9 protein-coding genes (1 of these 9 running past the window's edge) are annotated in these 12,500 nt (G+C 55.5%); 3 read left to right on the top strand and 6 right to left on the bottom strand.

Annotated elements, in window-relative coordinates; all coding sequences use genetic code 11:
- Window positions 1–1,062, top strand: partial view of a M23 family metallopeptidase gene (locus TRICHSKD4_RS04855; protein ID WP_050763340.1) — the 3' portion only. Its footprint begins 915 nt before the window's first position; the window shows 1,062 of its 1,977 coding nt (coding positions 916–1,977); the start codon falls outside the window, past its left edge; it ends in the stop codon at window positions 1,060–1,062.
- Window positions 1,063–1,139: 77 nt separating this feature from the next.
- Here the strand turns inward: TRICHSKD4_RS04855 and clpB are convergent, their stop codons facing one another.
- The 6 genes from clpB to TRICHSKD4_RS04825 form a co-directional block, all read right to left on the bottom strand.
- On the bottom strand, window positions 1,140–3,737 hold the full coding sequence (gene clpB, locus TRICHSKD4_RS04850) for an ATP-dependent chaperone ClpB (RefSeq protein ID WP_009466329.1): 2,598 nt from the start codon (window positions 3,735–3,737) through the stop codon (window positions 1,140–1,142).
- Between the two features lie 233 nt (window positions 3,738–3,970).
- Window positions 3,971–4,735: a DUF4167 domain-containing protein gene (locus TRICHSKD4_RS04845; RefSeq protein WP_083782729.1), complete on the bottom strand. Its 765-nt coding sequence runs from the start codon at window positions 4,733–4,735 to the stop codon at window positions 3,971–3,973.
- A gap of 363 nt (window positions 4,736–5,098) precedes the next feature.
- Window positions 5,099–5,941 (bottom strand): peptide chain release factor N(5)-glutamine methyltransferase, encoded by an 843-nt coding sequence (gene prmC / locus TRICHSKD4_RS04840; RefSeq protein ID WP_009466326.1) that lies wholly within the window; start codon window positions 5,939–5,941, stop codon window positions 5,099–5,101.
- The gene (gene prfA / locus TRICHSKD4_RS04835) at window positions 5,938–7,017 is read right to left on the bottom strand and encodes a peptide chain release factor 1 (RefSeq protein ID WP_009466325.1); all 1,080 of its coding nucleotides are present in this window, start codon (window positions 7,015–7,017) and stop codon (window positions 5,938–5,940) included. The genes prmC and prfA overlap by 4 nt, the downstream gene beginning before the upstream one ends.
- Before the next feature lie 46 nt (window positions 7,018–7,063).
- Complete coding sequence (gene ptsP / locus TRICHSKD4_RS04830; RefSeq protein WP_009466324.1) at window positions 7,064–9,331, bottom strand: phosphoenolpyruvate--protein phosphotransferase; 2,268 nt, start codon at window positions 9,329–9,331, stop codon at window positions 7,064–7,066.
- Window positions 9,332–9,408: 77 nt separating this feature from the next.
- A complete protein-coding gene (locus TRICHSKD4_RS04825; protein ID WP_040616326.1) occupies window positions 9,409–10,659 on the bottom strand; it encodes an aspartate kinase in 1,251 nt (416 codons plus the stop codon).
- Window positions 10,660–10,857: 198 nt separating this feature from the next.
- Here TRICHSKD4_RS04825 and ubiG point away from each other — a divergent pair, with 198 nt between their 5' ends.
- Together ubiG and TRICHSKD4_RS04815 are read left to right on the top strand one after the other, a co-directional pair.
- On the top strand, window positions 10,858–11,607 hold the full coding sequence (gene ubiG / locus TRICHSKD4_RS04820; RefSeq protein ID WP_040616325.1) for a bifunctional 2-polyprenyl-6-hydroxyphenol methylase/3-demethylubiquinol 3-O-methyltransferase UbiG: 750 nt from the start codon (window positions 10,858–10,860) through the stop codon (window positions 11,605–11,607).
- 8 nt (window positions 11,608–11,615) lie between these two features.
- On the top strand, window positions 11,616–12,308 hold the full coding sequence (locus TRICHSKD4_RS04815; RefSeq protein WP_009466321.1) for an alpha/beta fold hydrolase: 693 nt from the start codon (window positions 11,616–11,618) through the stop codon (window positions 12,306–12,308).
- Window positions 12,309–12,500 lie beyond the last annotated feature (192 nt).

Raw genomic sequence — 12,500 nt, 5'->3', positions numbered from 1 at the left:
GTCCAAATCCAATCCGCCTTCTCCCAGAACTACAAGCTGGACATGCTCTCCAACGGCCATCGGCTTCGCATTGCATATGCTCCTGCCTTCGATGGAACCAGCCGAATGCTCCCGGAACGGGTCAGCCTGTATGTAGATACAGAGCACAAGGCGACTGTCGCGCGCTCTGATACAGGCACATATGTCAAAGCGAAGGCACCAGCGACTTTCCTTGCAAGCGCATTTGCCGAAGCGGATCGCGTATCCTATGGCGGACCGACCCCAGTTATATATGACAGCCTTTATCAAACCGCTCTCGAACAGGAACTGCCAGATCACATCATCGACGAGTTGATCCGGATTTTCTCATTTGATGTCGACTACAATGCGCGGGTTCAACCAGGAGACTCACTGGAACTGTTCTTCGCCGAAAACACAGATGAGGCCGCTGCGCCCCAAGAGGTCCTTTACGCAGCTCTCACCACTGGCGCGACATCGCGACGTTTTTATCGCTTCAGAACCCCTGATGATGGCATCGTTGACTATTACGACTCCAATGGTCAAAGCGCGAAAAAGTTTCTGATGCGCAAACCTCTGTCCAGCGGCCGGTTCCGTTCCGGTTTCGGCATGCGGCGCCACCCGATCCTGAAATACCGCCGAATGCACACTGGCGTGGATTGGTCAGCATCCCGCGGCACGCCGATCATGGCAGCCGGCAACGGCGAGATCATCAAGGCTGGTTGGAGTTCAGGCTACGGTCGGCGCATCGAAATCCAGCACACCAACGGGTATGTTACGACCTACAGCCACATGAACGGGTTTTCGCGGGGAATTCGCAAAGGCGCACGCGTCAATCAGGGACAGATTATCGGCTCTGTCGGCTCGACCGGCCTCTCGACCGGCCCGCACCTTCACTACGAAGTGAAGGTCAACGGAAACTTTGTGGACCCAATGCGCATTCGTTTGCCACGTGGCCGGGTTCTGGACGGGGACATGCTGGCTGAATTTGTGAAGGAACGAGATCGGATTGACGCGTTGCTTGAAGACGGCAAGCGGCCTTCCAGATTCGCCTCAGTGAATTGAATCTCAAGACATGTGCCAAACATATGAAAGCCGGCAAAAATGCCGGCTTTCTTGCTTTCAATTGAAGCTCTGCCAGATCAAGCTGCGACTGTGTTTTCGCCATCTACAGAGAAAAGGAGACGATCAGTTCCAGCCGTCACTGAGACGGACTGCCCATCCAGAATGTCACCGGCCAAGAGCTTTTCAGCCAATGGATCCTGAACTTCCTTCTGTATGACGCGCTTCAACGGACGAGCTCCATATGCCGGGTCATATCCCTTCTGAGCTAACCAGCTTAGAGCCGCTTCATCCAGAGACAGATCGATCTTCCGATCCGCCAAAAGCCCACGCAACCGCTCCAACTGGATCTTGACAATATCACCCATTTGCGCCCGTTGCAGACGGTGGAACAGAACAATCTCGTCAAGCCGGTTCAGAAACTCTGGCCGAAAGTGCCCACGCACGCTTGTCATCACCTGATCACGAACAGCATCACTATCTTCGCCCTCAGGTTGATTGACCAGATACTCAGCTCCAAGGTTCGACGTCATGATGATAAGCGTGTTGCGGAAGTCGACCGTGCGCCCCTGCCCATCTGTCAGACGTCCATCATCGAGAACCTGCAGCAACACATTGAAGACATCCGCATGCGCCTTTTCGATCTCGTCAAACAGGACGACTTGATAAGGGCGGCGACGGACAGCTTCTGTCAGAGCACCGCCTTCATCATAGCCGACATAGCCCGGAGGTGCGCCGATCAAGCGGGCAACCGAGTGCTTCTCCATGTATTCCGACATGTCGACCCGCACCATGGCGGTATCGTCGTCAAATAGGAAACTTGCGAGCGCCTTGGTCAATTCCGTCTTGCCGACACCGGTTGGCCCGAGGAACATGAACGATCCGATTGGCCGGTTCGGGTCCTGCAATCCGGCCCGCGCCCGGCGAACAGCCGTTGACACAGCTGAAATTGCCTCGGCCTGCCCGACAACCCGGTTCGCCAGAACATCTTCCATACGCAGAAGCTTCTCACGCTCACCTTCCAGCATCTTGTCGACGGGAATACCCGTCCACTTCGAGACCACCTGAGCTACATGGGACGAGGTGACCGCTTCATCCACCATCGCATCGCCCTGTTCAGTCTCTTCAGCGTCCTTTAGCTTGCGCTCTAGATCCGGAATAGCGCCATAGGCCAACTCACCGGCGCGCGCCAGATCGCCTTGCCGCTGAGCAATTTGCAGATCCGTTCTGGCCTGCTCCAACTGCTCCTTGATCTTTTGCTCCAGGTTCAGTTTTTCCTTTTCGCTCTGCCACCGAGCCGTCAAAGCATCAGATTGCTCTTCGAGGTCTGAAAGCTCTTTTTCCAGTTTCGCCAGCCGATCCTGAGTGGCTGTATCGTCCTCGGCCTTTAATGCCTCGCGCTCGATTTTCAGCTGAATGATCCGCCGATCAAGTTCGTCCAGTTCCTCGGGCTTGGAATCGACCTGCATGCGCAGGCGAGACGCCGCCTCATCAACCAGATCGATTGCCTTATCGGGCAAAAACCGGTCAGTGATGTAACGGTTCGACAAGGTTGCAGCAGACACGATCGCCGTGTCGGTGATCCGAACACCATGGTGCAGCTCATACTTTTCCTTGATACCCCGCAAGATCGACACCGTGTCTTCAACGGTCGGCTCACTGACAAAAACAGGCTGGAACCGGCGGGCCAATGCCGCGTCCTTTTCAACGTGCTTGCGGTACTCCTCAAGAGTCGTGGCCCCGACACAGTGAAGTTCACCCCGTGCCAAAGCGGGTTTCAGCAAGTTTGAGGCGTCCATGGCCCCATCGGCTTTACCCGCGCCAACAAGCGTGTGCATCTCGTCGATAAACAAAATGATCCCGCCAGCAGCAGCCTCCACTTCGGACAAGACAGACTTCAGGCGTTCCTCGAACTCGCCACGGTACTTTGCACCGGCGATCAAGGCACCCATATCGAGGGCAAGCAATTGCTTGTCTTTAAGAGACTCCGGCACATCGCCATTCACGATCCGCAGAGCCAAGCCCTCAGCAATAGCGGTTTTACCCACACCGGGCTCACCGATAAGCACAGGATTGTTCTTGGTTCGACGTGAAAGCACCTGAACCGTCCGTCGAATTTCCTCATCCCGGCCAATCACAGGGTCAAGCTTCCCGTCCCGAGCAACCTCGGTCAGGTCACGCGCATATTTCTTGAGCGCATCATATTGGTTTTCTGCAGTCGCGCTGTCAGCCGTCCGCCCCTGTCGCAGGGCATTGATCGCTTCATTCACGGAATTTGGCGTCAATCCAGCTTGTTTCAGCAGCTTGCCAGCCTCACTCTCGGCATCCATGACGAGGGCCAGCAAGAAACGCTCAACGGTTACATAGCTATCGCCGGCTTTTTCCGCGATTTTTTCAGCCTGCTCAAACAAGCGAGCTGTTGCCTGAGAAAGATAAAGCTGCCCTGCACCACCAGAAACCTTGGGCATTTTGGACAGCGCATTCTCAATACCCTGCCGCAGCATCTGAACATCACCACCGGCCTTGGCGACCAAGCCAGCAGACATGCCTTCAGCGTCGTCCAGCAACACTTTCAGGATGTGTTCCGGCGTGAATTGTTGATGCCCCTGCCCCAAGGCAAAGGTCTGTGCGGATTGGATGAAGCCCCGCGCACGTTCGGTGTATTTTTCAAAATTCATGTCAATCCTCCTGATCAGCCAAGGTCACCCGAAGCATGACCGGCGTCTTGGGATGCGGGCCCCGAACATGGGCACCCGCGCGACGTCAACGCCGCTCCCATCATATAGGTGTTGCAATTTAATCACAAAAGGGGCAGTCGCTTGATTTTTATGCGCAAAACAAAAAACGGCGCCCATAGGGCGCCGCTTATTCAACCGGTTTTATTGAAAACCGGGCGTGTGGCCTTAAGCCATCATTCGCTCGCAGGAACAGCTTCCGCCTCTGCAGCTTCCTCAGTAACTTTAGGGCGGCGCGGGCGAGGTGTACGGAGTGCACGCGGCTTCTTGACTGGCTCCTCGCCATCTTCAGCCTTTGCTTCCACCGGAGCGTCCTCAGAAACAGCCTCGTCCTGGGCCTCGCTCTTGCGCGGGCGTCCACGGGCAACACGAGCGCGGCGGCGCGGCTTTTCAACCTCTTCGCCGTCTTCGCTGGCCTCAGCCACGTCGGCATTTGACGTTTGGCCGTTAACCTGGCCGGCCGGATCAATTGTCGGCATGCTTTCGATAAACGGCTGCGGGCTGTCTTCGCCGACAACATCTGCACCAGCGCCATTTGCACGCTCGGTACGCTCAGCACGCTCAGGGCGTTCAGTTCTCTCGGACCGCTCGCCACGCTCTGGACGCTGACGCTCGCCATTGGCTCCACCGGACCCATTGGCGGTTTGCTCTGCTCCCTCTTCTCCATCCTGACGATGAAATTGAGACGGCTGCTGTTGAGGCTGAGCGGCTGCAATGATGCGCAGATAGTGTTCTGCGTGCTGCAAATAGTTTTCGCCCATCACACGATCACCGGATGCCTGCGCATCGCGCGCAAGCTGCTGATACTTGTCAGCGACGTGCTGTGCCGTGCCCCGAATTTTTACATCTGGACCGTTTGATTCGTAGGTCCGAGTTAGCGGATTAGGGCCTTTGCGGCCACGTCCGCGCATACGCTTGTTGCTTTGATTTCCTGGTCTCATCCTGCCGTTTTCTCTTAAGTAACGGCGGCCGAACAAGTGTCGACCTACATCGGAACTGTAAAATGCCGATACGAACACATGCCAAACCCCTCTTGGGGCTTAGCGGCTGTCAAAACACATCACGAGCTATCAAGCACACCATGTAATGGCAGCAGATGAATGTGCAGTTTCCTGACAATCCGAGTAATCGGCCAATCCGTCAAAAGAGACGAAGTGAAAGGTGATGTTTGTGCTTTTGACTGCGGCGGCTATTGGGTGCAACCGCTTTAAGCACTTCACTTTTCCGACCTCGGTAATTTGAAACTACCTGTTTCCGTAGACATTTCCAAGTGTTTTTTCGCCACAAGCGCAATTCTGACAGGGTTATCCTAAGGCAGCGAGTACAACCCGGTCCTGACCGGCCAAATCCTTAATGATTTCAACACCGCAATAACCGTGATCCGTGCATAGGCTTGAAACTGACTTGCCCTGATCAAACCCGATTTCCAACGCCAGATGCCCGGAAGGTGCAAGAAGTTCCTTTGCACTAGGAATAAGTTGTCGATACGCGTCCAAACCATCGGCGCCTCCATCAAGCGCTCGCAGCGGATCATACGCACGAACTCCAGTATCAAGCTGGCGAACAACATCACTCGCGATATAGGGCGGGTTGCTTACAATCCAGTCGAACTGCCCCGAAAACGGCGCAAGATAACTCCCGCGCACAAAACTGAGACGACCCTCCACACCATTCATCGCGGCATTGGCTTTTGCAGCCAAAAGAGCATGTTCGGAAATATCGCTCGCCGCCCCCTCAGCCAATGCGCTGTTGGCCGCTAGTGCGATGGCGATCGCCCCGGTGCCAGTGCCCACATCCAAAAACCGCCAGGCAGTGTCTGTTGGCGCGATGTTCAGCACCGTATCAACGAGGATTTCTGTGTCCGGACGCGGTTCAAGTGTATCGGCATTCAGTTGGAATTCCAGACCATAAAACTCCCGAACACCCAGGATACGGCCAACGGGGACACCCCGCTGTCGCTGCTCTTGAGCATCCAAGATCACTTTAATCTTGTCTGTTGACACAAGATCATCTTCTCGCAACACAAGATCCGAAGGATGGAGGTCCAACAGGCCGCTAACCAAGTGCCGTGCATCCAGATCAGCAGTCGGGTTTTCAGCCTTGCGAAAGGCGTCCCGCACCTGCCGATAAAGCGCCCCGAGCCTCAAACACCACCCTCTTCAGCTGCAAGCAAGGTCGCCTGATAATCGAGGATCAAGGCTTCAACGACTTCAGCCAAACCTTCTCCAGCAATGATCTGTTCAAGCTTATAGAGAGTCAGTCCGATGCGGTGATCGGTAACCCGGCCTTGCGGAAAATTGTAGGTACGAATGCGCTCGGACCGGTCACCGGAACCAACCTGCACACGCCGTGCTTCCGTTCGCTCGCTTGCAGCACGGGCGCGTTCCTCATCATAGATGCGGGCACGCAGCAGCTGCATGGCACGCGCCTTGTTCTTGTGCTGAGACCGTTCATCTTGAACAGCGACAACAATACCTGTCGGCTCATGGGTGATGCGAACGGCAGAATCCGTTGTGTTAACGTGCTGTCCGCCGGCCCCAGAGGCCCGGAACGTATCAATGCGCAGATCACTCTCATTGATCTCGATATCAACATCCTCTGCCTGCGGCAGAACGGCAACCGTGGCCGCAGAGGTATGGATACGCCCGCCAGACTCGGTTGCCGGTACGCGCTGCACCCGGTGGACCCCAGATTCAAACTTCAACCGCGCGAAGACATTTTCTCCAGACACAGAAGCAATCACTTCCTTGAAGCCACCGACCTCACCTTCACTGGCAGACAGAACTTCCACCTTCCAGCCATTCAGCTCGGCAAACCGCTGATACATCCGGAAGAGATCTCCGGCAAAAAGCGCTGCCTCGTCACCGCCCGTTCCGGCCCTCACTTCCAAGATTGCATCATTGGCGTCAGCCGAATCCTTCGGCAATAGACCGATCCGCACATCCTGCGTAAGCGTTTCCAAGCTGGCGGCCAATTCATCACGCTCAGCTTCCGCCAGCTCGCGCATCTCCGGGTCCGTGTCGGCATCGTCCAGCATGGCCTCAGCTTCAGCCAGCTCTTCCTCTGCCTTGATCAAGGTCCGAATCTTGTGCACCAGGGGCTCAAGACCAGAATATTCCCGAGACAACTTCACGTAAGTGCTCGGGTCCGGATTGGCGGACATTTGATGCTCAAGCTCGGCAAACCGATCCAGCAATGTATTCAGTTTTTGACGCGCCAGCATGAGCGCAAGTCTCCTTGATGGTCAAAACCATGACAGGTTGAAATGGCTAAAGCTCGACATTGGTGTCGTCGGCGTAGCGCAGCAGAAATTCGCGAATATTCGCCTCAGGATGCCCCGGCTCGAGGCGCGGCAACATCCGTGCAGACAAACGCCCCAAGTCTAGGGTTCTCAGCATCGCTTTGACTGGTCCAAGACTGGCCGGGGACATTGATAGGTCGCGATACCCAAGACCCAGCAGCGCCATCGCCTGAAGAGGACGACCGGCCAGCTCCCCGCAAAGCGTAACAGGCACGTGATATTCGCGTGCCTTGTCAACGATGGTTTTGAGTGCGCGGAGAAACCCGACATCCAGAGTGTCGAACCGATCAGCCACCCGCGTGTTCCCACGGTCAGCTGCGCAGAAAAACTGGAAAAGGTCGTTCGATCCAACAGAGATGAAATCAACTTGGGTTAGAAGCTCATCCATTTGGAAGAGCAATGACGGCACTTCAACCATGACACCAAGTCGGATGGTTTCGGGCACATCGTAGCCGTGCTTGCGCAGGTGGCTCAGCTCTTTTTCAACCAAAGAACGGGCATGCACAAATTCCTGCACCTCGGCCACCATCGGGAACATCAACTTGAGCTCCTTGCCAGTCGCAGCCGTTAAAAGCGCTCTGATTTGTGTGCGAAGCAATCCCGGTCGATCCAACCCGAGGCGTAGAGCCCGCCAGCCCATGGCCGGGTTCTCTTCCTGAATAGAGCGCAGATAGGGCAGAACCTTGTCACCGCCAATATCAAGCGAGCGGAACGTGACCGGTTTGCCGTTAGCGGCTTCCAGCACCTGCTTGTACTGTGCCTGTTGTTCCTTCATGCGCGGGAAGGACAAGGCCACCATAAACTGAAGCTCAGTCCGGAACAGCCCAACGCCTGCGGCGCCGGCCTCAGCCAGCTGAGGCAAGTCGACTAGCAGGCCAGCATTCATCTGGAGCGAGATATCAATGCCGTCCTTTGTGACGGACGGCTTGGTCCGCAAACGCCGATATTGCGCCTGACGCCTTGCGCGAAAGCGCACTTTTTCTGAATACGCCAGTTCGACATCGGTGGCAGGGCGCAGATGAACTTCACCCGCTTCGCCATCAACGATGATCGCATCACCGGCGTCGGCAAGGCTGACGATATCGTCCACTTGCCCAACAAGCGGAATGCCCAATGCCCGGGCCACAATGGTAATGTGACTGGTCGGCCCGCCCTCTTCCAAAACAAGGCCGCGAATCCGATCCCGGCCATAGTCCAGAAGCTCAGCCGCCCCCATATTACGCGCAACAATGATCGCATCCTGCGGCAATTCAGAAGATAACGAGCCGTGTTGCCGCCCCATCAATTCGCGAATCAATCGGTGCGCAAGATCATCAAGATCGTGCAACCGTTCGCGAAGATATGGATCAGTCTGCCGCAACATGCGCGCACGCGTGTCGCTTTGCACTTTCTCGACCGCTGCTTCTGCTGTCAGTCCGTTGCGGATGGCCTCTTCGATTTTCCGGATCCATCCCCGGTCATGAGCAAACATCCGGAAGGCTTCCAGCACCTCACGGTGTTCACCGCTGGCGGCAATGTCACCACTTGCCAACAGATCATCAATGGAAAGACGAAGCCTGCCAATCGCCCCATCAAGCCGGATGCTCTCCGCCTCGCTATCCTCAGCAATCAGATTGGTGACCACCACACGCGGTTCATGAAGCACCACATGTCCAAGACCAACACCTTCAGCCAGCGCAACCCCCGTCTGGTGAATGGGGCGCGAGAGGTCCAACCCGGTTTTCTTCTGCGCGATGGCTTCCAATTCACCAGCGGCAACCATTTCCGCAATAATCATTGCGGTGGTCTGCAGCGCCTCAACCTCATCTTCCAGATAGGTGCGGTGTGATTTGTTCTGGATGACCAGCACACCGAGCGTTCGTCCTGCGCGCAGAATGGGCACACCAAGAAACGAGTTATACGCGTCCTCACCGGTTTCCGGCAGATAGGTAAATCCGGGGTGGGCCCGTGCATTTGGCAAGTTTAACGGACGGGCTTCAGCGGCAATAAGGCCGACAAGACCCTGACCAACCCGAAGTGAGGCTTGGTGAACAGCCTCTCGGTTGAGACCCTCAGTGGCATAGAGTTCAAGAACGCCGTCGGCGCGCAGAATGTAGACCGAACACACTTCGGCAACCACATTCGATGCGATCAAGACCACAATCTTGTCGAGCCGTTCCTGCGCCGTAATCGGCTCTGCCATGACTTCTCGAAGTCGGCGGAGCAACAGGCGTGGACCGGCCAGGTTGCTGCGCATTGGCTAAACCCCACTGCCGAACCTTACCGCTCTCCAAAGCGCGAACCGCTGCCCCGGCACACGCATTGCGGTCGATTCTATCCGTCCAACCCGTATAGCGAATGGAGAGTCCGGACTGCAAGTTCCGTGTAGGCAGAATCAATCAGAACGGAAATTTTTATTTCCGAAGTCGTGATTGCGCGAATATTGATCCCCTTTTCCGCAAGGCCGCGGAAACATTGCGCAGCGACACCTGCGTGGGACCGCATCCCGATACCGATCACGGAAACCTTGACGACATCCTTAGCGCCCTCAAGGTTCTGGAAGCCGATCGCATCGCGGTTGTCTTCCAGAACCGCAATGGCACGATCATAGTCGGTTTCGGGGACGGTGAAGGTAATGTCAGTCGTCTTTCCGTCCGGGGAAATATTCTGGACGATCATGTCGACATTGATGCTGGAGTCAGCCAGCGGGCCAAACACTGATTGCGCAACGCCCGGCTTGTCGGCCACATCGCGGAGCGAAATCTGAGCTTCATCCTTGGCAAAGGCAATGCCGGTTACAACTTGCTGTTCCACGAGTTCATCCTCGTCGCAGATTAGAGTTCCTGGGGGAAGGTTGCCCTCACCGATTTGCGGGGCGTCCGGATCATCAAAGCTGGAGCGAACAAATGTCCGCACGCCATGAACCATGGCCATTTCGACAGACCGCACTTGAAGCACCTTGGCACCAAGCGAGGCCATCTCGAGCATTTCTTCAAAAGCAATCCGCTCCAAGCGGCGCGCCTTCGGCACGATTCGCGGATCAGTCGTGTAGACGCCATCCACATCGGTGTAGATATCGCAGCGATCGGCCTTTACTGCAGCCGCAATGGCAACAGCGCTTGTGTCAGAGCCACCGCGCCCAAGGGTCGAAATCCGGTTTTCCGGCGAAATTCCCTGAAAGCCGGCAAGAACGGCAACTTGTCCCTGACTGATACGCTCGACGAGAAAATCAGCCTCAATTTCTTTGATACGAGCCGCACCATGGGTGCCATTTGTCTTGATCGGCACCTGCCAGCCCTGCCAAGAGCGCGCATTCACACCCATTTGCTGCAGCACCATGGCCAGCAAGCCGGACGTGACCTGTTCACCGGAGGCAACCACAGCATCATATTCCCGCGCATCATGGAGTGGTGAGGCCTGCTTGCACAAATCAACCAGCTTGTTTGTCTGGCCAGCCATGGCGGAAACCACCACAGCTACTTCGTGCCCGGCATCCACCTCGCGCTTGACGTGGCGGGCCACATTCCGAATGCGATCAAGGTCGGCAACTGATGTGCCACCAAACTTCAGTACCAATCGCGCCATATTGAATGTCGTCTTTGTTTCCTGTGGGCGGGCGTTGCAAACGCCTCTAAGATTGGGCGCCATCCATACAGCCCGACGGCCAGTCCTGCAACAGCACCGCTTGACAATTTGACCAAGACCTTGGATCGACATCCCATCGGAGCTGCCTATTTATGTAGCATGTAGCCGGCCAACTTGTGAAAAGGACGCATGAGCGCGATGACCACCACCGCCAACAGCACCATCGACGACGCAGAAGTCGCCCGCTTTTCCGCTTTGGCGGATCAATGGTGGGACCCAACCGGTAAGTTCAAGCCGTTGCACAAGTTCAATCCGGTTCGTTTGTCTTACATCAAGGAAACAGTTTGCAGGCATTTTGGACGGGATCCCAAATCCGTTGACGCCTTCAAAAGGCTCAGGTTTTTGGACATTGGCTGCGGCGGCGGCCTTCTCAGCGAACCCATGGCACGCCTTGGAGCTGATGTATTGGGAGCTGACGCTTCACAAACAAATATCGAAGTGGCCAAAGTGCATATGCAACGCTCCGGCCTCTCCATCGACTACCGCGCCGACACTGCAGAGAACTTAGCCGCAGCAGGAGAAAAGTTCGACGTAGTCCTGAACATGGAAGTGGTCGAACACGTTGCAGATGTACCACTATTTCTGAAGGCGACGTCCGACATGGTTCGTCCCGGCGGGTTGATGTTTGTGGCAACGATCAACCGCACGCTGAAAGCCTATGCACTTGCTATTGTCGGTGCAGAATATGTTTTGCGCTGGCTACCAAAAGGTACTCATTCTTATGAGAAACTAGTGCGGCCGTCCGAGATTGAAGCCCCCCTCAAAGCCTCCGGCCTGTCCATCGTCCAAAGCACAGGTGTCACGTTCAATCCGTTGACAGACAGCTGGAGCCGGTCGAACGATCTGGACGTGAACTACATGATGCTCGCCGAACGCCCAAAAGCGTGAGGCCAGACATGAAAGAGCCTGTCGTATTCATCCCCGGACTGCTGTGCACCGAAATCCTGTTCGCTCCACAAATCGCTGCTTTCTCCGACCACCCGATCCTGATCGGCAATCATAGAGAACACGACAGCATTAAAGCGATTGCAGCAAACATTCTGGAGAGGGCACCGGAGCGTTTCTCGCTGGTCGGCCTGTCCATGGGCGGCTACATCGCAATGGAAATCCTGCGCGAAGCGCCCGAACGAGTCTCCCGATTGGCTCTGCTTGACACCAACGCCCGTGCAGATTCGCCCGAACAAAGTGAGCGAAGACAGTTTCTAATCAAACTGGCCCAGAAGAAAGACTTCAAAAAAGTTCCGCATTTGCTCTATCCGGGTTTTGTGCACGAAAGCCGGGAAGAAGATGAACACCTTCGAGCACTTGTGGTCGAAATGGCCATGGAGACCGGTGAAAACGCCTTCATTCGTCAACAAACTGCGTTGATCAATCGTGTTGACTCAAGGCCACGCCTCGGTGAAATCAAATGCCCAACGTTGGTTCTGGTTGGAGAAGGCGACCAATTGACTCCTCCGGACCTGGCTAGAGAAATCTACGAAGCAATTCCAAACAGTCAGCTGTCCATTATTCCCGGCAGCGGCCATCTCAGCACACTGGAAACGCCCGAGTTGGTGACGGCAGAGCTCATTAAATGGTCGCGCTGGTGACAACCCAGCTCAAATGACGTAAAGACACTTTTTCAGACGCCAGATTGATAGAAATCAACGTATGGTTTTGCACGCCTGTAATTATCAGGCTTCATATTCAGACCACCTAACAGGGAGGTCAGCATGTTGGAAAGCACATTATTAGATCCGTTCGGCATCAAAAGGGCCGTCAACGATTTGGTCGATTTCGCT

This window comes from Roseibium sp. TrichSKD4, from assembly GCF_000148725.1.
In the GTDB taxonomy this organism is placed as follows: Bacteria; Pseudomonadota; Alphaproteobacteria; order Rhizobiales; family Stappiaceae; genus Roseibium.
This window is presented reverse-complemented; position numbering and strand designations above follow the sequence as displayed.